Here is a 27,000-nt window from a genome sequence, read left to right on the forward strand (position 1 = left end):
CCCGCGCCGGCGATGGCCGCCATCGCGACGATCTTGCCGCGCGACGCGGTGGCGGGCGGCGTGGCGGCACGCGGCGCGATGGGCGGCATGCCCGATGCGACAGGGAATTCGTTCATGGCAGGCTCCTTTTTCATGGCGATCGGCCGTCGCAGATAGCGGAATCGGCCGGCGACGACGAGGTGAAAGGAGCGTACTGTCTTGCACTGGAAAAGATAATCCACCAGAATCTGGAATCATCTTTCCGAAAATTGAGAGGCAACATGAACCGCCTCGAGTCGATGTCGCTGCTGGTGGCGGTGATCGATGCCGGCAGCATGTCGGCCGCCGCGCGCCAGCTCGGCATTCCGCTGGCGACCGTGAGTCGCAAGGTCGCCGAACTCGAGTCCTACCTGAACACGCGGCTGCTGCACCGTACGACGCGGCAACTGTCGTTGACCGAGGCGGGCGAGTCCTACGTCGCCGGTTGCCGGCGCATCCTCGACGACATCGCGGAAACCGAGCGCGCCGCCACCGGCGAATACGCGGCCCCGCGCGGCGAGCTGATCGTCACCGCGCCGATCGTGTTCGGGCGCCTGCATATCGTGCCGGTGGTGGCCGCGTTTCTCGCGCAGTATCCCGAGATCGACGTGCGGCTGGTGCTGACCGATCGCGTCACGCACCTGATGGAAGAGCAGATCGACGTCGCGTTGCGAATCGGCGAGTTGCCCGACAGCAGCTTCATGGCGACCCGCGTCGGCAGTGTGCGCCGCGTGATCTGCGCAAGCCCGGCGTATCTGGCTGCGCATGGCGCACCTGCCGAACCGGCCGACCTGGCGCGGCATCAATGCATCACGTTCGAGGTGCTGGCGTCGCGGCGCGCGTGGGTGTTCGACGGCGAGAAGGGCGAGCTGACGGTGCCCGTCCACTCGCGCTTCGCGGTGAATACGGCCGAGGCGGCCATCGATGCGGCAGTGCTCGGCGTCGGGCTGATCCGCGTGCTGTCGTATCAGGTTGCTCAGGCGTTGCGCGATCGCACGCTGGACGTGGTGCTCGATACGTTCGAATCGCAGCCGCTGCCGGTCAGCCTGGTGCACAAGGGGCAGGCGCCGATGCCGCTGAAGCTGCGGGCGTTTCTCGATTTCGTGGCGCCGCGGCTGCGCGAACGGATTGCCGGGGTGGCGGCGGGCGGTTGATCGACCGGCAGCCTACTCGAAGCCCGACCGTCGTGCATTGGCCACCGCGCGACGCGCAACGGGGAGACGAAGAAGAATGACGACGTGACGATCGAGGTCGTCGAGATTCGAGGCACGCCGTCCGGTCCGTACGTGCGCTTCATGCCGAGTCGATGTCGGTCCGTGATTGAACCGCGCCATGCGTTTCGGTGCTGCCACGGCCGGTTTGTCGATGCCGTTGGTTTCTGCGAGGGGGCGTGAGCCCTCGCCATGCGAGCAAAGCCGATAACCGCATTGCTTAACGACTCGATATATTGACCCGCTCAAGGCGCCGATATGTGGCTGAATCGTAGCTAATTCGTCATATGCTTCGACAAAGTAGAGAATGCGGGTGCGCAAGCCCTGGCCGGATCGCGATGTCGGTGAGCCATCGATCACGAGTTATGGTGTGGTGACGACGGTATCGACGATACGGACAACAGACGACTTCACGGCACCCAGACCCGTTGTGGCGATGCGTCGTGGTCCGCACCCGGGTCGTTCGGACCGTGCCGTGTGAAATGCGGTGCTGAGGAGGCGGTATGCGCATGACGGAAGACAGCGCAGAGAAGGCGCGGGTCGAAGCGGAAGCGGTGTGCGTTCGCCTGCTGCAGGCTGCGCCGACGGTTGCCGCCGCACCGGTCGAATTGCAGGAGCACCTGGCCGCTGCATGGCTGCGCAAGATCGAGGCGCTGGGAACGCTGGAGCGAAATGCCGATGCGGTGGCCGAGGTCGACGCATTCACGCGCTATTTCGACCAAGGTGCCGGCACGCCGGAGAGCGCATGGCCCTGGCTGGTCCAGGCCGCCTGCCGCAAGGTCGTGGCGTTGGCGCGGCAAAGCGAGCTGCATCGGGCCCTGGAGATCGCCGGGTCGGTACAGGCACGCTTCGAACATACACGGGCGCTGGCGGTGCGCGAGTGGGTGGCTTATGCCGGGCTGGAGGAGATCAGGATTCGTACCGCGATGGGCGAAACCTTCGCGCGCGTGGACATGGTGCGTCACGCACAGCGCCTGGCCGAGCGGTTCGGCGCGGACGAGTGGCCCGCGACGCGTGCGTTGGTTGGCCGCATCCGCTTGCGCCGGGCCCGCATGCTGAGTGAACTCGATTACGACGACGAGGCGCTGAGCGAGCTTTCGGCGGTGCGGGCCGACTTCGCAGAGTCGGAGGATCCAGGCGAGCAGGAGGTGGCGGCCGACGCATTGCATATGCGCTCGCGTTTGCTCAAGGTGTTGCATCGCGACGAAGAAGCCCGATCCGAGCAACGCGCGCTGCTGGCGGGATATGCACGCAGCACGTGTCCGGAGATCCGGCAAACGCATGTCCTGGCCCGGTTCGATGCGATAGCGTGGGCCGAGGAAGCGGCCGATGAGGCTGGCAATGATGCAGATCATCTCGACGCGTGGATCGACGCATGCGACGCGTTGATTCTCGATCACGCCGACAGCCACGATGGCTTCGTGGTGCTGCGCGTCAATCAGGCCTTGCGTCACAAGGCGCGCGCGTTGCGCCGGTCGGGCGATGCCGGGACGGACGACGGCGATCAAGACGATCAGGATGACCATCTGGAACGGGCCGACAAGGTCGCGGACGAACAGTGGACGCGTTATCGCGACCATCCCGATGCAGCGGTGCAGGCCGAATTGATCGATGCGATGCTGGAGCGGCTCGAGGCCCGGGACCGTCCGGGGCAAGTGCTCGATGAGGCGGAGCGGCTGTTGCAGCATCTGCAGCGCTCCGGACCGATTCAGGCCGCATCGGCGCGACTGGTTCGCATCCTGCTGCTCAAATCCTGGGCCTTGCGTGCGCTGGGACGACCCAGGCAAGCGCTGGAGACATTCGCGCTTCTGCCTGCTGATGCGTCGACCGGAGAAACGGATCCGGTATTGAGCAGGCTGCGCGTGAACGTGCAGATCGAGCGCGGCCGTCTGCTGCGTCAAATGGAGCGGCTGGACGAGGCGCTCGATGCGCTGTCGCTGGCGCCGGACCTTCTGGATGACGTGGTCGAATCGGGGAAAGCCGGGTTCGACAAATCGTTGCGCCGGGCCGTGGCGCGTGCGATGGACCTGCGCATCGACATCCTTGCAGAGGCCACTCCGCCGAAGGACGACGACACACCGTTCGGCCAGTCGGTGCCGCTCGAGCCGGCCGAGCAGGCATACGCGCAGGCCGTGCACGCGCTGGACCAACGCTTTCATGCGGACGACGATGCATCCGTCCGGTCGATGGTGGCCGATGCGCTGTACAGCCTCGCGGTTCACCAGCGCGAACGTGCTCATCCGCACGAGGCCATCGCGAGCTACGACCTGCTGCTGAACCGCTTCGCGGCCGATGCGGCGCCGGCCATCGAGCCGCGCGTGGCCAGTGCGTATCTGAACAAGGCCTATCTGCTCCTGAACGGGCTGGATCGTCCCGACGCAGCGCTGCCGGTGTACGACGCGCTGATGGCGCGCTTTGCGAACGCCACCGGTGGCAAGCTGCGGGACAGCGTGGCGAAGGGCGCCGCCAGCCGGCTGACCTGCCTCAATCGTTTGCAGGATCGCGGCGTGGCCGTGAACTATGGCGACCAGTACGAAGACCTGACGCCTGCACAGCGCGACGCGATCGCCGGAACGCTCGACCGCGCCGACGCCCTGCGGGACGAAGACGAGTATCGCGACGCGATCGCACTGTACGACCAGATCCTGACGCAGCACGTCGAATCGCTGCATCCCGAGTTGCGGCGCCTGTGCCGGAATGCGATGACCAACAAGGCGTTCTGCTATGCGCGTTTGAACCAGCGCGAGGCGTCGCTGGCCGTCAACGACGAGGTGATTGCACGGTATGGCAGCGACCTGTCGACGACGGCCGAGAAAGACGTGGCCCTGGCCATGTCGAACAAGGCGGTCGACCTGGACAAGCTGGGCCGTCACGACGAAGAACTGGAGGTCTATGCGCAGATTATCGACCGCTGGCGGCATGCGGACGTGGCCTATCTGCGTTTGCGCGTGGCCAGTGCGATGTTCGGCAAGGCCTGCACGCTGGCGGACCGCGATCCGGAATCCGCGCTGGCCGGCTATCGCCAGGTGCTCGACGGCTACCTGTCCGCCGGGGAGGCGAACCTGAGGCTGCAGGCCGCGAAGTCGGCGGTCAACCTCGGCATCCTGCTGCGCAAGCTGGGCCGCCATGCCGACGCGCTGCGTCCGTGCGAGCGGCTGCTTCAGGCGTGCAGCGGCGAGACCGACGAGCAGATCAACGCGCAACTGATCAGGGCGCGTATCAGCCTGGCCCGCACCTATGCGCCCGCAGGGGCACCCGAGAAGGCCGTGGCGATGTACCGGGAATTGTTGATCCTGCCGCCGCGGCAATTGAGCGAGACGCAGCGCAAGGAACTGGACAAGGAGCTGCTGGCGCTGCCCGGCGGGCGGCTGGGGCTGGTCGGCTTGTTCAAGGCCGCGCGCGGCAAGCTGATGGGGAAGTAGCCTGCGCGACGCGCATCGGCACACGCCATGCCCATTGATCGAAGCATCGAAATCCGGCAGCCTGCCGGGCAGGAATGGCGAATCATATGAAAAGCTATCTCGTCGCGAGGGTGCACGACTCCTGGATCGCACGAACCCTGATTCCGGGTCTCTCGTTCCTCGTGCCGTTCATCTGGATTCTGTCGACCGATCTGATATGGGCCGCACTGAAGAACGTCTCACGCAATACGAGCGACGCGTCCATCAATATTCCGACCGCGATGCCGTTGATTGCCTCGGTGGTGGGTGCGTGGTTCGTTTGTGCATTCGCGCTCGGTCGTGTCGTCAAATCGACGCGGCGCGTGATACTGGTTTGCAACGTGGTTGCGGTGATCGTGTTCGTCGTCGAATTCACGATGACGATCGGCACGTCGGACTGGGCGCTCGTTTCAGGCGAACTGGTCAGTATCTATCCGATCCGGTTCGGGTTGGCGGTGTTGATCGCGTTCATCGTGAGCATCTTGACGAGTCGCTTTTTCGGGAAGGCGCGAGCCGGGTGACGCACCGGCTTGTCATTCCGGCGGGTAGCGCCGACATGGCTGCCAGGAGCAGATCGTTGTCGGTCAATGGAATGTGTCGGGAGAAAACCTTGTCGGGGCTTCGTATATATGACCCGTTTCATCGTGAAGCACCTGATTCTTGCGGTAACGGCGATTGTTCTTGTCGCGTGTCATGCCGATTTGCCGGCAACGAGACTCACGAACAAGGAGGCGACGGCTGCAATGCATGCAGAGGCCGATGGCCGCGTTGTGCTTGGAACCTGCATGCCTGCGTTGAAGCCACGCTATAAGGACCAGGTTGCTTGTACGCTGATAGTGATGATGAGGCAAGGAGAGACGTCCGAAGCACAGGCGGATTTCCATTGGGACGGGCAAGAATGGGTATCCGCGCCATCGGAGTCCCGGGACATCCTGCCCTTTCCTGATCCGCTGCTTTCCGACATTCACTCGTGGACGAAAAACATCGACCAGCTGGAACCGCATTTTCTGAAAAACTAGTCCGGCATGGCCGGCAGGCGCTCGCAACCGGCCCGGCGGCATGCGTGGTTCCCGCTGCCGACGGGGTTGCCCGGGGGCCTGCCTGCTCGACCACATTCAACGGGATGGCCTGTTGATGAACGACGTTTCAATCGATGAATGGCTGGCCGGACTGGAACGACACCTCGCGCAGATTCCCCGGAGCGGAGGCCGCTATGCGAACGGCCGGCCGGGCTTCGTCACCGCGCTGACGCCGCAGGCGTGGCGGCTGTTGAATCTGCAGGGCATGGGCAAGGACCTGGCAACGATCGTGACGGCGGCCTGGAATCAGGCGCCGGTGCGGTTTCGCGCGTTGTTGTCCGCCTACGTGCGCGTCTCGACATTGACCGCGCTTGCGAATGCGCCATTCGGCCCGAAAGCGTGTTTCACCGATCCGTTGGTGGCGCTGGCCGCCGGCGATGAAGCGACCTACCGCGTGCAGGTGCCTGCCGCGGATGATTGGGGCGATCCCGACGAAACGCCGGCGGTCGAAGGCATGGTGGTGCTGGTGACGAAGCTGATGGCCGCGATCGAGCACGGCTTGCCCCGGCCGGCGGCGTGGGACGCGTTCATCGACCGCGTGCTTGCCGAGAGCGGGGCATTCGACCGGGCGCTGGTTGGAACACTACTCGCCCTTCACGCGGGCGACAGTGATCCGGTCGCACCGTTCGGCAAGGTCGTCGCAACGTTTCGCCGTTCCGGCTGGGCGCGGGTTCGCTACGGCGAGTTGGCCGGCTTGCCGCTATTGCCTGTCGGCATCGTGGCCCTTGCCCGCCGCAAGCGTGCGGTCGCGAGCGACGCACTGGCGGCGATGCTGCCGGCAGCGGCGGCCTCGTACAGCCGCGTGCTGGCTGAAGACGCGCCGGCATGCCCGTTCCGGTTTCGCGGTGAACTGGCGTTCCTGAACGAACTGCTGGCGGATCCGGCAAGCTGGGCCGCGCTGGCTGCTCAACTGGCACGGCAATGGAACGCGACTGCATGATCGTCATTCGGGAGTTGCCGCGGCGCCGACTCGAACGCTGCCTGCGGCGACGACCGCCGTGCCTTTCGTACGCCTCCCAGCCCGGAGCAACCGACATGAAGCGTCCGATATCCGATCGGTCAGGACAACGAGTCGATTCAGGCGTCAACGGCGCACGGCCGGTCAGGCCTCGCTTCCTGGCGTGGCCCTTGATCGCCGCGATCTCCGTCCTGGCATGCGGGTGTTCCGATCGCGACACGCGGGACGTCTGGCCGGACGGCCTGATCGGTCACACGTGCGGCTCCAACGATGCGCCCCTGCCGGTCATCACGTCCACCGCGAAGGACGGACGAAGCGTGCGATTGACCGTGCCCGATGCTTCGGAAGCCGAAGTCGTCAGCGCGTCGGAGGCCGTTCGTGCCGATCGCGGGCAGGCCCGCGTCTATCTGTGCGACTCGAACGGATGCGAGCTCGGCGCCAAAGGTCGTTACGATGTCCGGGCTGCCGGCAACGGTGCGTGGCAAGTCGATTTCAACGCGACCTTCGTCCGGGAGGGCCGGCCGCAGGTCGTTCACGGGTCGTTCATCGCGCACAAGGCCGATGACGCCGCCTCGATGCCGTGCGGATAGCCGGTGCTGGCGGGTCGTTGTTCCACTTGCCGGCGCTCGACGAACGCCGACATCGACCACGAACGGCTGCGCCGACGCGTCACGCTGTTTCGGGGGTTCCGGACGGGAGGCGGCTTTCGATGAAGGTGGGGGGTAACGCGAGAACGCGACATGCATCCGTCTTCGGCCGATCGGGTATCGGGGTGGACACGGCGGCATGCATCACGAGGCGGACGTCCTTTGCAGGGGGCAACGCATGAGCAGAAGCCGTGCTTCGTGGGGAACGACAGCGATCCTTTCGCTGGGTGCGGCCGTCTTTCTGTGCCTGATCTTCTCGCCGCGGTTTGCGCACCTGTTGCTGGTGCGCGGCCTTTCGTTTGGTTCGTACGTCACGAAAAAGGCTGTGCCTCGCGAGTGCGCGCTCGTTCGCCGCGGCAATGTTCACGCTGATGCGGTGATCTGCACGCTCGACTACAACGGCGCCGGCAAGCCGATCTCCGCCAGGGCGTTGGCATGGGAGTCCGACAGTGCATTCAACACGCTGGCGGTTCTGCATCGCCAGCTCGCCGCTTTCGACGACGGTACGCCGATCGACGTCGACCTCCATGTCGACGGGCTGCATGGCGTCGACCGGCCACAGTATGTGCCGCAAGCGTGGTTACAGGCGCCCATCGGGGGGCTCGACATGCTGATCCTCGTCGGGCTGTTCGTCGCCGTCTTTCTGGTGTCCGGCAAACTGGCGGGCAGCCCCGAGCGCCGCGCGGACTACACGTACGACGAGCAGGGGAATCTGGTGCTCAGGCACGCTCGTCCATGGCGAAAAGGGCCGCGCCGGTTCGCGGTGTGGCTGTTGTGGTGCCTGTTGCTGTTCGCGATGCTCTACACGCTGACCAACCGGCCTGCGAACCACCGGCTGTTCGTCGGCCGCGAGCTGGTGGAGGTACCCGGCATCCTGGTGGATTGCGCGCCGCGCTACACCGGCGGCCGGAAGGGGCACGACCAGATCGAGTGCGACGTCAGCTATGAATGGCAAGGCAGAAAATTGCGCGGGCAGGCGGAGGCCGTGGATTTCCGCTGGTTTGCGACCGCCGGGCGGCTCGATCGCGCGGCGGATGCCGCCGAGGGGCGTCACGTCCCGGCCTATGTCGACCCGGCCCAGCCAGGCTATGCGATCGCATTCGTCAACGACGACGTGTTCGTGGCGTACAGTCTGGGCTTGTCGGACATCGTGCTGGTTGCGTGGTTCGTCGGGCTCACCCTTTACGTTGCGGCGGCCGTTTTCGCACGGGAGCGATGACGTGATGCAGCGACCAGCCGGGCCGCGACGTGATGCGCCACATGGAGACCGCGATCGATCGGGGAGGCGTGTCGCATGGTGTTGTTGATGATCCTGCTGCTGCTCGTGGTGGGCGCGCTGATTTCGGGTCTCGTGCTGTGGCGGGCCCGGCAATCGCATGGCGCCGGTGGCGGCCGCCCGCGTGCGTTCGCCGGCCGGTTGACGGCGCCGCTCCTGCTGGCAAGCGCTTTACTGATCGCCGTCGTCTTCGTGGTCGTCGATGCGCCGGGGGAAGACGACTCGGCGGGCAGCGGCAAAAGCCTGCCCGGTATCTACACGCTCCATCAGGGGCGCATCTACATGAACATCGGCGGGCAGGGCTACTATCGGGTACCCGGTGCCGATGCCGGCAGCTTTGGTCCGCTCGGCGGCCCGGATTCGCAAAGTCTCGGCAAGGATCGCAGTGCGGTGTATTGCGGTTCGCGCGTCATTCCGCAGTTGCGTCCCGAACAGGTTCGCTTCGTCAGCGACGGCTATGTCAGCGACGGAAGACGCGCATGGTATTGCACGCGGCCAAAGCAGAACGCGTCCTATCACTGGTGGCACGACTTCACGCACAGCCAGAGCGAGGATAGCCCGGAGAAGCCGCGTCCCACGGACTACGTGCTGGTTCCGCTGGAATCGGTGAATGCCGCGAATCTGAAGATCGTGGTCGATGCGTACGCGCAGGACGGCGTGCACGCCTTCTACGAAGGCAGTGTGATTCCGGGCGCCGACGGCGCGTCGCTCCAGACGGTGAAGCTCGGCCGGGGAGACCTGGCCGGCCGGGTAGACGATCGTTACGCGCGTGACAGCCGCCGCGTGTATTTTCAGGGCAACGTGGTGCCGGGCGCCGGGCCGGCGACATTCGTCGCGTTCCGGCCGGACAGCGACCAATGGGACAACGTCTACGGGCAGGACCGTGCGACCGGGCGCTTCTACTTCGGCGCAACACCGTTTCCTGCCGAAGTCGACGGCGTGGACAGCCGTTCGCTGCATCTGCTGATCGCCGACCGTGACCGTGCCAATCACGAGCTTTTTTATGGCGCGTCGGGAATCTGGTTCTGGGACTATCGGGGTGAAGGGCTCCGGCGCGGCTGCGCCAACCCGTTTGCCGGAACGCCGGTGATGCTCTCGCCCGGCGTATGGACCGACGATCGCAATGCCTTCGTGATACGCGCCGTCGACGAGTGGGGGAATGGACGAAGCGATCGATCGTTGAAAGCCCGCAAGACGCAATTGTGGATGCTGCCCGGACTGCCGGCGTCGAAGTGGACCAAAGTTGCCGATCTGGGCGGCGGACAGGGCGAGTCGCGCGGCATCCTGTGGCGAGGCGGCTCCCAACTGTATTTCGCGCCAAGCGCCGGAAAGAACGTCTTTCTGAACGATGCGTTGTATATCGTCAGCGATCCGGAAGGGCTCAAGCGCGATCTCCGGTCCGCACAATACTATGTCAGCGTGCTTCGGGCCGGTGATATCCAGCGGCTGGATTCATCGGACAGCACGGTCGTTTGCCGGGTTGCCTCGCGTTATCCGTCAACGTGGGAATTCTGGAAGCAATGACCTCTTTCGGAACGGGCGAGGACGACGGCAGTCCGTCGTCTCCCCACGCGTTCGACTTCACATTTTTCTGACCGACGTATTTCTTTCGGAGACGTATCCGCATCATGTCGCGACCGCCCATGCCGAGCTGGCTTTGCCCCCGAACCTGTGTGGACGAAGCACGATTGCGGCGCGTGCTGGCGGGAAAGACCATCCTGATCACCGGCGCGTCGTCCGGGATCGGCGCGGCTGCCGCGCGGCTGCTCGCACAGCCCGGCGTACGGCTGCTCCTGGTCGCGCGCAACGAAGCGCGACTGGCCGATGTCTGCAGGCAGGCAACGGAGAAAGGGGCAAGCGTGCACTACTACTGCGTCGATTTCGCGGAGATGGGCGAGGTGCATGCACTGGGCAACCGGATCGAAGCCGAGTTTCCGGCGATCGACGTGATGATCAGCAACGCCGGGAAATCGATTCGCCGACGCGTGACCGACGGCGAGCAACTGTTGCGCGATGCGCTGCGCTGCAACCAGATCAACCATGTCGCGCCGGTCGCGTTGCTGAGCCGGATTCTTCCGCTGATGATGGCGCGCGGCGCGGGGCAGGTCGTCAACGTGTCCTCGGTGTCGGCCCGGCTTCCCGCGACGCCCTACTGGGCGGCCTACCAGAGCAGCAAGAGCGCGTTCGACACGTGGTTTCAGTCGGTGGCGGGCGAGTTGCGCGGCAAAGGCGTCGATCTCGGATCGGTCTATCTGCCGTTGGTCCATACGCCGATGAGCGCGCCCAGCGCCGTGTTCGAACGCGTGCCAGGCATGTCCGCCGAGCACGCGGCGGGCGTCTTGGCCTACGCGTTGGTGTCGCGCCGGCGGCGCGTTGCGCCGTGGTGGCTCTGGCCATGCGAATGGCTCGCGATTCTGTTTCGTCATCCTGTCGACTGGATGCTCGCGGCACTGCATCGGAGAAACACGTCGCGGCATGCATCGGGGAAGCGCGATGCGTGACTGGTTGACCGCGATGCGATGGGTATGGCGAGCGCTGCGCGTCAGCGGCCTGCCCGCGCCGGGCGCGCTGGGGTTGCGTGTGGTCCGGCTGGGCGTCAGGCACGGATGGTCGATGTATGTGCTCGCGGCGCTCTGGAAGGACCTCGCACCCGACGAAGCCGCGCTGACGGACGATCGGCGCCAATGGAGCTGGCGGGAACTCGTGCTCGACGTCGACGCGCTGGCTACCGCGCTCGACCGCATGGGCGTGCGGCACCGCGACCGGGTCGGATTGATGTGCCGGAACCACGGCGGCTTCGTCATCGCGTTGCTCGCATCGATGAGACTGGGTGCCGACGTCGTCCTGTTGAGCACGCGATTCGACGGGCGTCAGCTGGCGGTGGCGCTCGACGGTCACGATGTCCGCACGCTCGTCGTCGATCCGGAATACGAAGCACACGTCAAGGAGGCCGGTTTTCGTGGCCGGGTGCTATGGAGCGGAGCGCTCGCGGATCGTGAGGCGGGCGATGCCGGCCCGAATCTGCCGGGATTGATCGCCTCGACGCCCCCCGCGCGGCTCGGTCGGCGCAGGCCGGGCGCGTTGATCGTGCTGACCTCCGGCACGACCGGCGCCGCGAAAGGCGTGCGCCGCGCGTTGTCCGTGAAGCAGGTCGCCGGAATCATGGTCAGCCTGGTGTCGCGGCTGTCGTTGCGAACCGGGGCGCGCACGCTGATCGCGGTACCGCTGTTTCACGGCTACGGCATCGCGACGCTGGCGTTGGGCCTGGCGCTTCGGTGTCCGGTGGCGCTCACGCGTCATACCGACGGCAGCGGGTTGTGGGCAATCGCCAGGCGCACGCAGGCAACGAACGTCGTCGTGGTGCCGACCTTGCTGCGCCGCATGCTGGACGCATCGCTGCACGATCCGCCTGCCGCGATCGAGCGCATCGTGTCGGGATCGGCGCCGATGCCCACGCGCTTGATCGAGGAAACCTCCGACCGCTGGGGCGAGGTGCTCTACAACCTTTACGGGAGCACGGAAGCGGGCCTGATCACGATCGCGGACCCGCGGGATCTGCGTGACGCGCCCGACAGCGTCGGTTACCCGGTCCACGGGACGGAGGTCGTCATTCGAGGGAATGCGGGCGACACGCTGGGCCCGGGGAAGATCGGCGAAGTGGTCGTGACGGGGCCGCTGGTCTTCGGCGGATACGACCATGCACGCGAGCCGCCGGTATCCGCGCATACCTTCGCGACCGGAGACAAAGGGTGGCGAGACGACGCCGGGCGGCTCCATTTGCTGGGGAGGATGGACGACATGCTGATCGTCGGCGGCGAAAACATCTACCCGCAGCAGGTCGAGGATCGACTGATGGCGCTGCCTCAAGTCGTCGACGTCGCGGTGGCCGGGCTTGCCGCCGAGGACGGCGGGCAGCGCATCGTTGCGTGGTTCGTGCTGAGGCCGGGCCACGAAATCGGGGCGTCCGATATTGCGAGCGTACTGCCCGCCTATATGCGCCCGACGCGCTGGACGGTGGTTGAAGCATTGCCGCGTAACGCGATCGGAAAACTGACGCGTGGCCGGCTCGCGTCGGGGGCGGTCGACACCGGCTCCAGGCCGTAGGACGGCGTCGATCCGTCGAGCGCTGACGGCACGGCGGAGCATCATGACGTCCGCGATGCCATCCGCCAACGTTCTCCGCAGGATGGCGGCCGGTTCGTCAGTCCGGCTGACGCCGGTGAGCGTCGAATTGCTCGCGATTGAACAGCTCGAAGTACAGCACGTCGTTCCATTCAAGACCCAGCGGATGTTCGGTATCGCCGGTGCGCGTGCTGTCGCAGTTGTCGTCGAAACGCAGCCCGAAAAAGGCATCGAGCGGCGCGGGGCTCCGTTCGGTCGCGGCGCGCTGCAGCACTCGAGCCGCCTCCGTGGTGTCGCTCGGCAACGCTTCGAAGGCCGCGCCTACGCGACGGCAGCGGTCGATCTCCGCGTCGACGCGTGCGCGCAACGCGTTCGTGTCGCTTTCGGACATCAGGTCGAGTTCGATGGTTTCGAGCAGCAGGTACTGGTCGCGATGCTGTTCGAGAAATGAGATGGTCTCGTCCAGCCACTCGCGCACATGGTCGACCGCGGCATGTGTCGTTGCCGGTGTCGGCACGTGTGCCGGTCCGGATTCCACCGGAGCGGGCGCCACGCCCACCCAGCGCCGCATCCGGTCCACGAGCGTCGATTTCCCCGGGGTTTCCGGCGGCGGAGCGGCAGGTGTCGGCACCGCGCGCGATTCGATCAGCACCCTCAGGATGGCGACGAAATGCCTGACGCGCTCGAATCCGTGCGCGAACGGGCTGCTGATCGCATGAAGCGGCATTTTCGTGCCGTCGAGTCCATCCGAGATCAGCGAAGCGCAGGGCCGCGGGTCGCACGACATCAGCAGCCGATACATGAACGGCACGTCGTACGCCCATTCCGACAGCCCGGAAATCGTCTCGGGACGATCTTCATACGATGTCGGCCGGTTGCCGAGGCTATAAAGATAGGATCGATTGGCCATGCTGGCTCCCTGTCGACGAGAAGATTTCCCGGCGCGACGCTTGTCCTGCGCTAGCGATCGTCCGCAGCGGCGCGCGGATAACCGGTCTCGACGAGATCGTCGTCGAGGGATGCGAAATCGCATTCGGGATTGAGCCGCCGGACGAGCCCGGCGGCAAGCGGTTCGTGTCGATACACGGCCGCGACGTCGCGCGGATCGACATCGCACCCGTAGTAGTCGGCGGCGAATTCGACGTACTGCTCGGGCCGTCCGGCCAGCATGCCGAGCAATCGGGCGGAGCCATCCGGGTCTTCCGCCGTGGACGATTCGACCGGCCCGCAGGACCAGTGCGTTTCATCGGCCAGCCGCCAGATGCAGAACGTGCTGTCCTGGGTGGTGAATGCGGGTTCGTGCAGCAGGTTGGCGTGAAAGGCTTCGGGCAGGCCGCTGAAGATGGCGGGCGACGGCTTTCCCGGCCGGTACGTCGGCGCGTCGCGCAGCACGCCATGGAGGGCTGCGCCCGCGGCGGAAAAGATCGCGAACCACTGGTCCCCGGAGCCGTTGCGCATCGACGCCATCTTCTCCCCGTCTGCCCAGGCCTGGTTGAACGAGTAGTACCGGTATTCCCATTCCGGCGACAGGACGGCATCGAGGATCGCAAGCGACTGCGTCAGGCGCATCAGGCCGGCGATGTCGGGGAGCGCGTTCAGATCGCGTGTCGAGACGTTCATGTCGTTTGTACCGGTCGCGAGCAGGATGCCGGTTCTCGATCGAAAGAAGCGTGTTCTCGTCGGACCGGCGAGGGGGCCGCACGCGAATCGGCGCGCGGGAGCGCCAAGCGTACCACCGCGGCCGCGTCCGTGAATCCGTCGGCGGCCGGGGCGCCGCTCAATACGCCGACGTGCTGCCGCCCTGGTCGGTCACGATCGCCACCCCCGAACTCGTGCCGAGCCGCGTCGCGCCGGCCTCGATCATCGCCAGCGCGGCCGCGCGGTCGCGTACGCCACCCGATGCCTTCACGCCGAGCACGGGGCCGACCGTGCGGCGCATCAGCGCGACATCCGCGAGCGTCGCGCCGCCGTGGCCGAACCCCGTCGACGTCTTCACGAACGCGACGCCGAGATCGCGGCACATCTCGCACACGCGCACCTTCTCGTCGTCGGTCAGCAGCCCCGTTTCGAGGATCACCTTGAGCGGCACCGCGCCGCATGCGCGGCGCACGGCGTCGATGTCGGCCTTCACGTCTTCGGCGCGGCCGCTTTTCAGCGCACCGATGTTGATCACCATGTCGATCTCGCCGGCGCCTGCCGCAATCGCGGCGGTAGCTTCAAATGCCTTGGCGGCCGACAGCCCCGCGCCGAGCGGAAAGCCGACCACGGCACAGACGAGCACGCCGGTATCGGCCAGCTCGCGCGCGGCGAGCGGCACGTTCGCCGAATTCACGCAGACCGAGTAAAAGCGATGCTCGGCCGCCTGGCGGCAGAGTTCGCGGATCTGCGCGTCGCTCGCGTCGGGCGCGAGCAGCGTGTGATCGATGGTTTGAGCGAGTTGGGCGTTGGAAAGCGGCATGTGTCAGGACTCCACGGATCGTGCGCCGGAAGGGCACACGTAAAGTTGATGTTTTCACATCGGTTTGTTACAAATACGACATTCCGGCCGGGCCCGCGCGCCCGGCACGACAAGCGACGGATGCGACGGGCACGCAGGATACTGGCATGGAAACGAAGAAAGGCGAACGGATCAAGACACTGATGAACGTGCTGCAAGGGCAGAACGCGATTCATCTGAGGGAAGTCGCGGAGCTGTTCGGCGTCTCCGAAATGACGATCCGCCGCGATCTCGCGGACAACCCGCACGGCTTGAGCCTGATCGGCGGCTACGTGACGCGTCACTTCGCCGCGCAGCGCAGCGACATCGGCGAGTACGTGGTCAGCACCGAGAACGACCGGCAGACCGAGGAGAAGCGCCGCATCGGCAAGCTGGCCGCGCAGTTCGTGACGACCGGCGACACGATCTTCGTCGACTGCGGCTCGACCACGCCGTTCGTCGTCGATTTCATTCCGGACGACCTCGAATTCACCGCCGTCTGCAATTCGCTGAACGTGTTCGCGAAGCTGCAGCAGAAGCCGCATTGCAGCGTGATCCTGTGCGGCGGCGCGTACCACCGCAAGAACATGGTGTTCGAGTCGGTCGCCGAGACGGGCATCCTCGACACGGTGCGCGTGTCGAAGGCGTTCATCTCCGCGGCGGGCGTGAGCGACCGTTGTGGCGTCACCTGCTTCAACTTCCACGAGGTCGACGCAAAGAAGAAGGTGATGGCGCGCGCGCAGAACCGCTTCCTGCTCGTCGACCACACGAAGTTCGACGAAGTGCGCGCGGCCTATTTCGCCGAGCTGACCGACTTCAACTACGTGATCTCGGACGAGCAACTGAGCAGCCGCTACGAAACGGCGATCCGCGAACACGGGATCGCGCTCGTGACCTGACGCCGCACGGCCGCGCATCGCTTCACGCATGGCGTGCTTCCGCCGCGCTCAGGTAGCCGGTGACGACTTCGAAGCGGCGCATCGCACCTGGCGCGAGCGCCGCCACATGGCCTTTGCGGCGTTCGGCTTCATAACCCTCCGGCTCGCAGGTCGACGGCAGCGCGAACGCGGCGACCTGCTGGTCCGCATTGTGCAGGATCCAGCGCGTCGCATGCGGGAATTGCGCGGGGCGGTATGCGGTGTGGAATGCGCCGCCATCCGGATGCTCGAGCAGGAAATGCGCGACGCCGTCTGCATCCGTTTCCGCACCGCTCATGAAGAACACGATCTCGGGGTCGTACAACGCGGGCGCGTCGAGCGTGTGAAGCCGTTCCGGTTCGTGCGCGAGCGTGGCCGTGTAGTCGCGCCATGCAGCGGTCGGCTTCACGTGCGCGGGCACGCTGTCGCGCAGCCGCAATCCGCCACGCGGCAGCGACTGCACGAAACGGCCGCCCGGCACGTACGCGTAGTTCAGGTGCGCCATGTACATCAGGTCCATCGGCGTGCCGCCGAGATTCGTCACGTCCATCGAGATCGTCATCTGCGCGTCGCGCTCGGCGAGCCGTACCGACGGGCGCGCCACATAGTGGCTGCCGAAACCCTGTACGTATTCGTATTCGCCGGTCACTTCGACGAACGCGCCGCGCGCATCCGCGCCGACGACGAGGCTCGCGCGATCCATCGGCGCGCACGGCATCTCGCCGTGCAGCGCATGCGTGTCGTCCGGCCCCGGGCAGCCGTTGCGCAGCAGCCCGCTGTGGAACATGAAGCAGCCGTAGGTATCGATGATCGACGCCGCGCGCTTCGGCTGACGGAACATGTGCTTCATCGTCAGGTCACGCCCGTCGAACTCGGCGGCCCAGATCATCTGGCCGAGGTACGGCAGCACGACGAGGTGGCCGCGACGGTTCTCGAGCTTCAGCGCCTCGACGCCGGACGGATACGCGAACGCGGTGACGGTGAGCCCGTCGGTGCGGTACAGCGTGCGGGGCGTGTCGCGGAAGTCGTCGCGCCGCAGTTCGATTTCGCCTCGCATCGTTACGCTCCCGACGTATTGCGCGTGGCGGCGTAGCGCGCGGGCGCTTTGCCGTCGGCGGCGGCGTCGGGCGTCGCGGCCGGCAGGTGGCGCAGGCAGTAGAAGCCGTAGTAGACGATCACGACGAAGCATACGAGCGGCACGACGAACGCGAGCTGCATGTTGCCGCCGGTGTGATCGGAGATCAGCCCCTGGATCAGCGGCACGACCGCGCCGCCGACGATGCTCATCACGAGGATCGAGCCGCCGTATTCGGTGTCCTTGCCGAGCCCGTCGATCGTGAGGCCGTAGATCGTCGGCCAGCACGGGCCGAGGAACACGCTTACGCCCACGGCGGCATAGACGGCCGTGATGTTGTGCACGCTGATCGTGTACGCAAGCAGCGCGATGCACAGGATCCCGTAGACGATCAGCACCTTGGCCGGACCGACGCGCTTCATCACGAGCGTGGCGATCAGCTTGCCGACGAAGAAGGCGAAGAACGTGGCAAGCAGGTAGTGCGACGCACCGCGCTCGGTGAGGCCGCCGATCTGCATCGCGAGCCGGATCGTGAAGCTCCACACGCCGACCTGCGCGCCGACATACAGGAACTGCGCGACGACCCCCGCGACGAAGCGCCGGTTGCCGAACAGCCGTGCGAGCGTGCCGCGCGCGTCGATCCGGTGCGTGGCCACGCTGGAGCCGTTGCCCTTGCAGGCCGGGTAGGGCGTGAGTGCGAACACGATGAACACGGCCACGAGCACGACGATCAGCCACTTGTACGGCTCGAGCGTGGCCTGGATCATCGCGAGCTGATGCACGTGCGCTTCGGCGGCCGACATTGCGGCGAGCTGCGCATGCGACGCATCGCCTTCCTTGAAGATCAGGAAGCTGCCCATGTAGACGCCGGCCATCGCGCCGAACGGATAGAACGTCTGCGAGATGTTCAGCCGCCGCGTGCTGGTTTCGCGGGGGCCCATCAACGTCGAATACGAGTTCGACGCGGTTTCGAGGAACGACAGGCCGGTCGCGATCACGAACAGCGCGACGAGGAACATTCCGTACTTCGCCATCGACGCGGCCGGGAAGAACAGCAGGCAGCCGGTCGTGTAGAGCAGCAGGCCGACGAGGATCGTCGTCTTGTAGCTGAACTTCTTCACGACGGTCGCGGCCGGAATCGCGAGGAAGAAGTAGCCGAGATAGAACGCGGACTGCACGAACGCCGATTCGAAATCGGACAGGAAGAACGACTTCTTGAATTGCGCGATCAGCACGTCGTTCAGGTTCGCGGCGGTGCCCCACAGCGCGAACAGGCAGCACAGCAGCGTGAACGCGAAGAGCGGCGTGCGGTTCAGGTAATAGCCGTCGGGTGTGTGTTCGATTCTGGCTCGGCCCATGGGTGTCTCCTTCCCAATTGTCTCGTCGATGAAGGCGCCGGTCAGAGGCCGGCGTCGCGGAGGAAGCGTTCGAATGTCGCGGTGTCGGCGTACGACTTCTGCGTGCCGAGGCCCGTGACCGAATGCGCGGCATACGCGGACGCGTAACGCATCGCGTCGAGCGCATCGCGTGACGCGGCGTAGCAGCGCGCGAAGCAGCCGATATACGCATCGCCGGCGCCCGTCGTGTCGCGTGCGTCGACCGGTACGCCCGGCACGTGCCGCACGCCGTCGCGCGACACCAGCAGCGAACCGTTGCTGCCGAGCGTGACGAGCACGTGCTTGAGTCCGCGCGCGACCAGCGCTTCGGCGGCGCGCGCCGCGGTATCGCGCGAATCGACCGGCATGCCCGACACGATCGCGAGCTCGGTTTCGTTCGGCACGAAGAATTCGACGGTGCGGATCCGCTCGAAATCGAGATCGGCCACCGCGGGCGCAGGGTTCAGCAGCACGGGAATGCCGTGCCGCGCACCGAACTCGATCGCGTGATAGACGGTGTCGAGTTCGATCTCGAGCTGCAGCACGATCAGCGCGCATTCGGCGAGCTGCGGCGCGGCTGCGTCGATGTCGGCCGGCGTCAGGTGGCGGTTCGCGCCCTTGACGATCAGGATGCTGTTGCTCGAATCGGGTTCGACGAAGATCGGTGCGACGCCACTCGGCACGCCGGCGACCTTGCGCACGTGCGTGGTGTCGATGCCTTCGCGCTCGAAGTTGCGGATCGTGTTGTCGGCGAATACGTCGTCGCCGACCTTCGTGACCATCACGACGCGCGCGCCGAGGCGGGCGGCCGCGACAGCCTGGTTCGCGCCCTTGCCGCCACAGCCGAGCTCGAAGTTCGGTGCTTCGAGTGTCTCGCCCCGGGCGGGCATGCGTGCGACGTAGGTCACGAGGTCGACCATGTTGCTGCCGATGACGGCGACTGTCTCCATCTGCGTCTCTTCCTTGGTATGGGTGCGCCGCGCGCGTGGTCGGCGGCGGCGTGCAAGATGTGACAATAAAATCACATTAAATGTGAGAATGCAATCATTTGATGTTCGGAGGGTTACTCTCCAGGTCGGCGCGCGTGCTGTGGCTTCTCGGGGAAATCGAGGTTTCTGCCAGTTTTATTGTCTGATGTCGTACAAGAACGGCGAGGCGAGAACCCGGTGCTGCGGGGGGGGCTGCTGGAGGAAGTCGTGCCGACCGGGCGCATGGGGCGCCGGGTGTGACGGGCCGGCTCGACAGAGCCGGCGGTGTCGAGGCGGGCGCGTTCGTGCGGGCGCGTCCGGCGCTTACGCGTACGTGGCGATCAGCGTGTCGAGATTGCGCTGCGCGCGCGGCGTGAGCGGCGCGAATTCCGCCGATTGAAACAGCGGGACCTGTGCGCGCAGATGTTCGAGCGCCTGCCTGCGGCCGGTGCGAAATGCTGCCGACGGCGCATCGGGATCCTGCGCCCACTCGCGTGCGATTGCACAGTCGTATTCGCGCAGCCGATCGGGCGCGGCCGCGAGGATCGCGAGATCGGCGTCGAGAAAAATCCGCCCGGCGCGCTGCAGGTTCGGATCGGATGCGAACGTATCGGGCAGACGATGCGACTTCGTCGCGAGCACGAGATCGTGCGCAACGGATACGTGCGAAGCGTGCGCATGCAACCAGGATTCGCTGCAGTGGGTGTTCGTGACCTCCACGAGCCATTGCGCGCTGCGAGCTTCGTTATCCGAGTAATCCGGCAGCGTCGTCGCATACACGAAGTCGTGCGCCCATACCGCGAGTTCGATCGCTGGCCACAGCGGTTCCGTGCGATACGGCGCGAGATGCGCGAACAGCTCGGCCAGGTGCGCGAGCGTGTGGTAGTGCCGTTGCGGTTCGCGATATGCGTGCTCGACGAGCGGCCAGACGGCGGCCGTGCCGAAGCAGGCGTCGCAGGAGGCGCGCAGCGTGCGGGCGAGGTCGGGGGCGAGGTCGGTCATGGGTGGCGAGCGGCTCGGGCTGGCGATGCGCGCAGCATAGCAAACGCGGCAGCGCGGGCTGCATGAACGCAGGAGATTCGTCGCATGCGGCGCGCTGACCTGCGCTGCGGCAAGACGTAAGTCCGTGCCCGTCGTCGCGAGACACGGAGCGTCGGGCAGTGCGAGCGCCCGACGCGACATGTCATGTGGTGTCGTGAAAGCGGGCGGGCCCAGGGGCGCGGCGCCTGAAGTCGGCGGCGATGCCCCGCGTCTCGCGCTGGCGATTGACACGTCGAAGTCGTTGGCGCAACGTCATGAACTGCACGAAGCCTTGCGCCGTGAAAGGCGATAGTCGTAGTGATACCGTCATCTGCGCGTTCCGTATCCGGGACGCGAGCGATGTGTGATCTCGATGGACGACAGGCAACCGATGGCGTCTGTCGAGACAATCTTCCATGATGGCGCATCGCAATGTGACTGGCGGGCTGCGAAACACGGCGCACGGGCCGCCACCGAATCGAACACGGTTGAACAGGTGAACCGATATGAATACTGGAACACATTCCCACCGGGCAGAACACTGCGCCCGCATCCGGACCGCGCTTCTCGATTTGCACCGGACCCTGGTCGGACTTGAGCGTCGCGAGTATGAGAAGACCCATGGGCACCAATCGGCCGGCGATTTTCTGCAGGTGATGGCCTTCGACGATTCGATGAAGTGGCTGGAGCCGCTCAGCCGACTGATCGTCATGCTGGACGAAGCGCTGGATCAAGAGGGTGAACTGGAGCTGACGCCGACGGTAGTCGTGGCAAGAACACGGGAGTTGCTCAAGCTGGACCGTGCGTCGACGGACGCATTTGCGACGCGTTATCTGTATCACTTCGACAACTCGGCGGATCTCGCGGTCGACCACACTGCGTTGTTGAAGCTCATCGGCAACGTTGCGTAGGCCATGCTAGAAACGCGTGGTCGACGTGCCTGGCGCGACCTCTACGCGTTACGCCGACAGCACGTGTAGCCGCTGCGATTTCGCATGAACAGGAAGCCACCGAGGGCAATCCCGATCGGCAAAAACCGTTGATCCGGACTACACGCACATGTCTGGTCCATTGCACGCGGATGGCTTTTGCATCGATCGTCAGGATCGAAGACGGGCCCGCCGCGTCCTGACCTCACGGGAGAGACGATATGGTTCTACGACAGATCATTGGCAGTTGGCGTGATGTGTCCTTCGAAGTTGCCGCATGGGATGGCGTCGGTGCAGAGGTCGACCTTTCCTGTGGCTGCATGTTCGCCCGCGAGGCGGCAGATGGGGGGCCGACGGGCGGACTACGCCATCTCGACCTTGTGCTGTCGGGGGCGCTCACCGGGTTGCGGCGCGAAGGTCACTTTCTGGCAGCGCCAATGGAAACACTGTTGATCAGCCGCCCGCCTGCGGGCATCGAAGCGGGCCGCGTGCTGTTGATCGGGCTCGGTGATCCCGCAAGCTGGACCATCGATGTCACCGCAGCTGCTGCCGCCACGGCCGCGCGAGCGGCGATGCAGCAGGGTTTGCAAAGTGCAGCCTTCGCGCCGAGCATACTCGACGGCGGGTTGACGAGCGCGGCTACCGACGGTATGCCGCACGCCATGGTGACGGCCGTGCTGGCCACGATAGACACACAATACCGGATCGCGGAACTGGGGCTCGCTGCACGACCGTCACTGCGCCATTGGGTCTTCGATGTCGGCGCGTCCCGCTTTGACGGAGCTGTCGAACAATTCGGAAACGCACTGACGAGTGCACAGTCCCAGCGCTCGAAGTAGCGGAAGACCGATTCGGTTTGCGTGAAATGACGCGTCCTCAGCTGTATCAGGCTAGACTAGACCAAGCAGACAGCATCGGATCGTCTGACTCAGTTCGGCCAGGAACGGCCATTCGGCTTCCGTGGTGGGCACACTGAAAGTAGCCACGCCTTTGTCGGATACTTTGATCTTGGCGCAGCCATCTCGCCATCGCACACTGGTCAATGCGCTGCGTGCTCGATATGAGCAGTCACGGAAAACACCCTTGAAAAAATTCCATACTCTGATTGTGCTATCGGGCTTACTATCGATTCCGATAGCACATGCACAAAGCAGCACGATTTTAATTGGACTGCGTGAGGTTTATTGGAGATACGCAGTTGATTCGAGTGGCGCGGCCGGGTTTATCTTTATTCCACACTGTCAGCGGGCTGGGTTAATAGGGGTAGAGGATCTCAATTCATTTCGATATTCGTTTTCCTCGCTTGAGACCGATTCGATTTCGTCGACAAGTCGTTGGCTAGGATCGACGGGCGCCATGCGCCCACGGCAAGAACTCAGTGGTGTCGACCGCGCGAAGTTTTGGATACCGCCGGAGTGGTGCAAGAAAAACGAGGTTTGGTCATGACTATTTCGCGATCGGGCGAAGGGCCGTAGTGGGTCGATCACGGCCTTTGATGAGGTGACGTCCAAGCAATCTCAGACCCGATCTGACGCTGTCTGATAGATCAGGTCTAGACTTGCACACCTCAGTCGGCTCGTCGGGTCGTCCACCTCCACGTCCGCCGGCGGCGTGCAGCCGGCATCCATTGCTCGAACCACCGATGATCGCTGCCGTCGATCCGAATGGATTCGCCCAGTCGCACGCGGCAGCGCAGCAGCTTTTGACCTCGGACGCCAACTGCAAAGCGAAACTCGATCGGCGTTACCGCTGTCATTCCACCTCGTGGCCGGTGGCGGATCGCGCGCTGGTGACGGCCATGTATGCCACGGTCGCGGACGCGAAGCCTGCCCCGGAAGATTGCTGACGAAACTGTCGTCGCAGCGTGGGCCGCGAACCGCGCGATACCGCGGACTGTAACGACCTGTCCGTCGGGCGCGTCTACACGTTCACGACGCCACGCCCGAGTTCGATCACGCGCCCACCGACGCCGATCGCGCCGGTTGCATCGACCGACAACCGCAGCCAGCAAGGCCGGCCGACGGCTTCACCCTGCTCGACCTGAAACGCGGCAGGCAGGTCGCGGTTCATCGCAAGCAGCCACCCGCCCAGATTCGCGCAGGCAGACCCCGTGCCCGGATCTTCCGAAACGCTGCCTTGCTTCACGAAGAAGTAGCGTGACACCACCGTCCCCGGGCGCTCGGCATCGAATGCGAACACATACGCGGTCTTTCGGCCGAGGCTGCTGGTCGGCCAGATGTCGAGGCAGGCGCTGTCGGGCTGCGCGCGGCGCACGGCGGCCGGGTCCTTGAGCGCGACCAGCAACTGGTCGGCGCCGGTGTCGACCCAGATCGGCGGTGCGAGCAGATCGTCTTCCGAGAGCCCCAGCAGCGCCGCCATTTGCGCGTCGGGCAACTCGCACGGCGCCGTTTTCGGCATGCCCGCGTGCGGCGCGGTGAACGTCCACACGTCGTCACGCGCGATCACGTCGACCACACCGGCCTTGAACTCGAGCGCGAGATCGTCGCCCGCACCCAGCAGGTCGCGCACGACATGCGCGGTGCCGAGCGTCGGATGGCCCGCAAAGGCCATCTCATAGCCCGGCGTGAAGATGCGAACCCGCGCATGTGCGCGCTCCGACGGCAGCACGAAGGTCGTTTCGGACAGGTTGAACTGCACCGCGAGTGCCCGCATGGTTGCGTCGTCCATGCCGCGCGCATCGTCGAATACGCAAAGCGGGTTGCCGCCGAAAGTCGATTCGGCGAAGACGTTCAGCAGGCGGAAAGCATAGGCGGTCATTTGACGCTCGCGTGAGTGGGGGAATTGCCGTACCAGGGCGGGGTGCGCGCGGCTCGATGCACCGGCAGCCGCGCAGCGTCGCATGGGTCAGCTCGACTTGTCGAGCGGCGCCAGCATCGCCTGCATGTCAGGGTGCTTCAGGATCTTCCGGTACTCCGCCGGACTCATTGCATCGATCAACACGCGTCCGCTCACGTCCGCCTTGATGTACTCGACCGCGAGCAGTGCGATGACCGAATTGGTCGTCAAGGTGGCGTGATCGGGTGAATGATCGCCGAATTCCGCCACCACTGCCTCGGTGTCGTCCGCCACCGCGACGGCGAGCCGGCGACCGGACAGCCTGAGCCGCGCGCTGGCGCCGCATTTGGCCATGTCGTAGTGGCGCGGCCCGTTGAGCGTGCGAGTGCCGTAAATCGCCACGTGCGTGTCGACGCCCCGTGCCGCGGCGGCCTCGAGCAGTGGCCCGAGGTCGTCGATTTCTTCGTCCCAGACGCCCGCGAAGATCTGCGTTTTCGCATTGACGATGACGCGCGCGAAGGCGCTGGCGATCGCTTCCCGCCCGCTCAACGACCAGACGAGCCCCGGCTCCTGCTGGACCGGCAGCCGATCGAGCGCGCCCGCGGCCAGTTCGAGATCCGCATTGAAGCGCGTGCGCAAATCCTCGAGCAACGACCGGTGGGGCACGGCCGCATAGCGGACGGGTTCCGACCGGTTGACGAGCACCGCCCCGCGCGTTTCCAGGCGCCCCAGGGTTTCGTAGATCTTCGATGGCGGCATGCCGGCGCGCCGGCCGACTTCCGCACCCGTCAGCGCGGCCTGCCCGACGAGGGCCGCGTAGGCCTGCGCCTCGTACTGGGTGAATCCAAGCCGGATCAACGACGTGATCAGCTCCGTGTTTTCGCTCATGTGTATCGGCTCCTGCGCCCATGAAGACCTACATGGGGTTTCTTGATTAACTACCGGAGTAGTATACAATCGCTCGAACTTACTACCCAAGTAGTAGGCGATGGTTCTCAACCTGACTGGAGGGATCTTCAAGATGCGTAAACGGATCAGCACCGGCTCCCCGTGGGAGCCCAAGGTCGGCTACTCGCGCGCGGTGGTCGTCGACAACACCATCTACATTTCGGGGACGGCCGGCAAAGGCGCGGACGTGTACGCGCAGACACGCGATGCGCTGGCGACGATCGACCGTGTGCTGGCGGACAGCGGGTTCGCGTTGTCGGATGTTGTCCAGAGCCGCCTGGTGGTGGCGGACTTCGACAACTGGGAAGCGGCGGCGCGCGCGCACGGGGAAATCTACGGCGATATCCGGCCGGCGTTCTCGCTGGTGCACGCGCTTCCGTTCGTCGATCCGGAGATCCTGGTCGAAGTCGAGGCGATCGCGGTCAGGACCGCGGCATGACCGTCGCCGGCAACCGCGTGCCGCTGTCCCGTACCGCGACGGGGGTGCTCGCGCTGGCGGCCGGCGTGGCCATCGCCAATGGCTATGCGCTGCAGCCGTCGCTGTCGGCCATCGCGAGCGAGTTCGGCGTGGCGGCGTCGCGCATGGCGGCCCTCGCGTCCGTGACGATGCTCGGCTATCTGGTCGGCCTTGCATGGCTGGTGCCGCTGGTTGACCGGTTCAGTCCGCGCGTGCTCGTCTCGACGCAGATGGGTGTGCTCGCGTTGCTGCTGGCGTGCGCGTCGTGGTCGCCCGGGCCGCTCGCGCTCGACGCCGGCTTCTTTCTGGTGGGCGCGGCAACGACGGTGGCGGCGCAATGCAGTGCGGTTGCCGGCAAACATGCGGATCCGCAACGACGCGGCGTGGCGATGGGGGCCGTGTCGGCGGGCATTTCCGCCGGGATCCTGTTGAGCCGTTTCGTGGGCGGTGTGCTGTCGCAATGGTGCGGATGGCGCGGCGCATTGCTCGCGCTGGCCGGGTGCGTTGCGCTGGCCGCGATCGGCGCTGCGGTGCTGTTGCCCGGCGGCCGGCCGGAAAGGCTGCCCGGCCGTGCGAACGCGATCGGCGCCATTCCGCGGTTGCTGCGCGACTGCGCTCAGTTGAGGCGTCGTACCTGCGCCGGCATGCTCTGGTTCTTCGCGTTCAACCTGGTCTGGGTGGGGCTCGCGCTTCGCCTGGCCGAGCCGCCGTATCGCCTCGGTGCCGCGGCGATCGGTGCGTACAGCCTCGCGGGTGTGCTGGGCCTCGGCGTGACGCGTGTGGCGGGAAAACTCGCCGACCGATTCGGCGATCGCGCGGTCATCGGGGGCGGACTCTTCGTGTCGGCCGTGTCGGCCTTGCTGCTCGCCGTTGCGCTCGGTCGTCCCGGATGGCTGGGCGTGGGGCTGGCCATGTTCGATGCCGGTTGCTTTGCCGCGCAGGTCGCGAACCAGACGCGTGTCGTCGCGATTCAGCCGGCTCGGGCCGGGGCATTGAGCGCAGCGTACCTGACGCTTTACTACGCGGCCGGTGCCGGCGGTGCGGTGGCGGCGGGGTTGCTCAACGCGCGAGTCGGGTGGGGCGGGATGATGCTCGTGACGGCTGCGGCAATTGCGGCGGCCGGGTGGATTGGTACTGCATCGACCCGCATCGATGCGCGAAGCGAGCCGACCTCCGCCGCTTGAGTGCGGACACGACCTGCGTGCGCGCGTGCCCGATCCGACATTCATTTTTCGTGCATGATCGGGATGCTCCGTCGATCGACGGCGATCCCGTTCCGGCATTCAA

The 27,000-nt window shown here is 65.6% G+C and carries 25 protein-coding genes; 16 read left to right on the top strand and 9 right to left on the bottom strand.

Annotated features, from left to right (window positions below):
- Positions 1-260: 260 nt before the first annotated feature.
- The 10 genes from G3N99_RS06565 to G3N99_RS06610 all read left to right on the top strand — a co-directional run bounded on the left by G3N99_RS06565 (position 261) and on the right by G3N99_RS06610 (position 12,733).
- Positions 261-1,172 (top strand): LysR family transcriptional regulator, encoded by a 912-nt coding sequence (locus G3N99_RS06565; RefSeq protein ID WP_206121966.1) that lies wholly within the window; start codon positions 261-263, stop codon positions 1,170-1,172.
- 566 nt (positions 1,173-1,738) lie between these two features.
- Positions 1,739-4,651, top strand: coding sequence for a tetratricopeptide repeat protein (locus tag G3N99_RS06570; RefSeq protein WP_174985314.1), 2,913 nt, complete (start codon positions 1,739-1,741; stop codon positions 4,649-4,651).
- Positions 4,652-4,737: 86 nt separating this feature from the next.
- Positions 4,738-5,190, top strand: coding sequence for a hypothetical protein (locus G3N99_RS06575; protein WP_174985316.1), 453 nt, complete (start codon positions 4,738-4,740; stop codon positions 5,188-5,190).
- Positions 5,191-5,298: 108 nt separating this feature from the next.
- Positions 5,299-5,688, top strand: a complete 390-nt coding sequence (locus tag G3N99_RS06580) for a hypothetical protein (protein WP_174985318.1) — start codon at positions 5,299-5,301, stop codon at positions 5,686-5,688.
- A gap of 40 nt (positions 5,689-5,728) precedes the next feature.
- Positions 5,729-6,688 (top strand): hypothetical protein, encoded by a 960-nt coding sequence (locus tag G3N99_RS06585; RefSeq protein WP_206121967.1) that lies wholly within the window; start codon positions 5,729-5,731, stop codon positions 6,686-6,688.
- Between the two features lie 188 nt (positions 6,689-6,876).
- Entirely contained in the window at positions 6,877-7,296 is a 420-nt protein-coding gene (locus tag G3N99_RS06590) for a hypothetical protein (RefSeq protein WP_174985322.1), read from the top strand.
- A 235-nt stretch (positions 7,297-7,531) separates the two neighbouring features.
- Positions 7,532-8,572: a DUF3592 domain-containing protein gene (locus G3N99_RS06595; protein WP_174985324.1), complete on the top strand. Its 1,041-nt coding sequence runs from the start codon at positions 7,532-7,534 to the stop codon at positions 8,570-8,572.
- A gap of 75 nt (positions 8,573-8,647) precedes the next feature.
- Positions 8,648-10,153 carry a DKNYY domain-containing protein gene (locus G3N99_RS06600; RefSeq protein WP_174985326.1) on the top strand — a complete coding sequence of 502 codons (1,506 nt, stop codon included), beginning with the start codon at positions 8,648-8,650 and terminating at the stop codon, positions 10,151-10,153.
- Positions 10,154-10,302: 149 nt separating this feature from the next.
- Positions 10,303-11,130 carry an SDR family NAD(P)-dependent oxidoreductase gene (locus G3N99_RS06605; protein WP_174985328.1) on the top strand — a complete coding sequence of 276 codons (828 nt, stop codon included), beginning with the start codon at positions 10,303-10,305 and terminating at the stop codon, positions 11,128-11,130.
- Between the two features lie 13 nt (positions 11,131-11,143).
- Complete coding sequence (locus G3N99_RS06610) at positions 11,144-12,733, top strand: AMP-binding protein (RefSeq protein WP_241011513.1); 1,590 nt, start codon at positions 11,144-11,146, stop codon at positions 12,731-12,733.
- 97 nt (positions 12,734-12,830) lie between these two features.
- On the opposite strand, the gene G3N99_RS06615 is transcribed toward G3N99_RS06610, so the two are convergent.
- From G3N99_RS06615 to deoC, 3 genes are all read right to left on the bottom strand, one after another.
- The gene (locus G3N99_RS06615) at positions 12,831-13,661 is read right to left on the bottom strand and encodes a hypothetical protein (RefSeq protein ID WP_206121969.1); all 831 of its coding nucleotides are present in this window, start codon (positions 13,659-13,661) and stop codon (positions 12,831-12,833) included.
- Between the two features lie 50 nt (positions 13,662-13,711).
- Positions 13,712-14,371, bottom strand: a complete 660-nt coding sequence (locus G3N99_RS06620) for a hypothetical protein (RefSeq protein ID WP_174985334.1) — start codon at positions 14,369-14,371, stop codon at positions 13,712-13,714.
- A gap of 157 nt (positions 14,372-14,528) precedes the next feature.
- Entirely contained in the window at positions 14,529-15,209 is a 681-nt protein-coding gene (deoC, locus tag G3N99_RS06625; RefSeq protein WP_206121970.1) for a deoxyribose-phosphate aldolase, read from the bottom strand.
- Between the two features lie 146 nt (positions 15,210-15,355).
- On the opposite strand from deoC, the gene deoR reads away from it, so the two are divergent.
- Complete coding sequence (gene deoR / locus G3N99_RS06630; RefSeq protein ID WP_206121971.1) at positions 15,356-16,126, top strand: DNA-binding transcriptional repressor DeoR; 771 nt, start codon at positions 15,356-15,358, stop codon at positions 16,124-16,126.
- A 22-nt stretch (positions 16,127-16,148) separates the two neighbouring features.
- On the opposite strand, the gene G3N99_RS06635 is transcribed toward deoR, so the two are convergent.
- From G3N99_RS06635 to G3N99_RS06650, 4 genes are all read right to left on the bottom strand, one after another.
- Positions 16,149-17,201 carry an aldose 1-epimerase family protein gene (locus tag G3N99_RS06635; protein WP_206121972.1) on the bottom strand — a complete coding sequence of 351 codons (1,053 nt, stop codon included), beginning with the start codon at positions 17,199-17,201 and terminating at the stop codon, positions 16,149-16,151.
- A 2-nt stretch (positions 17,202-17,203) separates the two neighbouring features.
- A complete protein-coding gene (gene fucP, locus G3N99_RS06640; RefSeq protein ID WP_206121973.1) occupies positions 17,204-18,577 on the bottom strand; it encodes an L-fucose:H+ symporter permease in 1,374 nt (457 codons plus the stop codon).
- A 41-nt stretch (positions 18,578-18,618) separates the two neighbouring features.
- Positions 18,619-19,545: a ribokinase gene (rbsK, locus tag G3N99_RS06645; protein WP_206121974.1), complete on the bottom strand. Its 927-nt coding sequence runs from the start codon at positions 19,543-19,545 to the stop codon at positions 18,619-18,621.
- Between the two features lie 342 nt (positions 19,546-19,887).
- A complete protein-coding gene (locus tag G3N99_RS06650) occupies positions 19,888-20,565 on the bottom strand; it encodes a hypothetical protein (protein WP_174984724.1) in 678 nt (225 codons plus the stop codon).
- Positions 20,566-21,089: 524 nt separating this feature from the next.
- Here G3N99_RS06650 and G3N99_RS06655 point away from each other — a divergent pair.
- From G3N99_RS06655 to G3N99_RS06665, 3 genes are all read left to right on the top strand, one after another.
- A complete protein-coding gene (locus G3N99_RS06655; protein ID WP_241011512.1) occupies positions 21,090-21,494 on the top strand; it encodes a hypothetical protein in 405 nt (134 codons plus the stop codon).
- Positions 21,495-21,733: 239 nt separating this feature from the next.
- Positions 21,734-22,351 carry a M17 family peptidase N-terminal domain-containing protein gene (locus G3N99_RS06660; RefSeq protein ID WP_174984721.1) on the top strand — a complete coding sequence of 206 codons (618 nt, stop codon included), beginning with the start codon at positions 21,734-21,736 and terminating at the stop codon, positions 22,349-22,351.
- An 803-nt stretch (positions 22,352-23,154) separates the two neighbouring features.
- Positions 23,155-23,358 carry a hypothetical protein gene (locus G3N99_RS06665; RefSeq protein ID WP_174984718.1) on the top strand — a complete coding sequence of 68 codons (204 nt, stop codon included), beginning with the start codon at positions 23,155-23,157 and terminating at the stop codon, positions 23,356-23,358.
- A 74-nt stretch (positions 23,359-23,432) separates the two neighbouring features.
- On the opposite strand, the gene G3N99_RS06670 is transcribed toward G3N99_RS06665, so the two are convergent.
- Both G3N99_RS06670 and G3N99_RS06675 read right to left on the bottom strand, forming a co-directional pair.
- The gene (locus tag G3N99_RS06670; protein WP_206121975.1) at positions 23,433-24,290 is read right to left on the bottom strand and encodes a PhzF family phenazine biosynthesis protein; all 858 of its coding nucleotides are present in this window, start codon (positions 24,288-24,290) and stop codon (positions 23,433-23,435) included.
- A gap of 87 nt (positions 24,291-24,377) precedes the next feature.
- Positions 24,378-25,196 carry a TrmB family transcriptional regulator gene (locus G3N99_RS06675; protein WP_174932634.1) on the bottom strand — a complete coding sequence of 273 codons (819 nt, stop codon included), beginning with the start codon at positions 25,194-25,196 and terminating at the stop codon, positions 24,378-24,380.
- Positions 25,197-25,329: 133 nt separating this feature from the next.
- Here G3N99_RS06675 and G3N99_RS06680 point away from each other — a divergent pair, with 133 nt between their 5' ends.
- The gene (locus tag G3N99_RS06680; protein WP_174933760.1) at positions 25,330-25,695 is read left to right on the top strand and encodes a RidA family protein; all 366 of its coding nucleotides are present in this window, start codon (positions 25,330-25,332) and stop codon (positions 25,693-25,695) included.
- Positions 25,692-26,897, top strand: coding sequence for an MFS transporter (locus tag G3N99_RS06685; RefSeq protein ID WP_206121976.1), 1,206 nt, complete (start codon positions 25,692-25,694; stop codon positions 26,895-26,897). The genes G3N99_RS06680 and G3N99_RS06685 overlap by 4 nt, the downstream gene beginning before the upstream one ends.
- Positions 26,898-27,000: the final 103 nt, after the last annotated feature.

Origin of the sequence: Burkholderia sp. Ac-20392 (genome assembly GCF_017104585.1) — a bacterium.
Classification (GTDB): domain Bacteria; phylum Pseudomonadota; class Gammaproteobacteria; order Burkholderiales; family Burkholderiaceae; genus Burkholderia; species Burkholderia lata.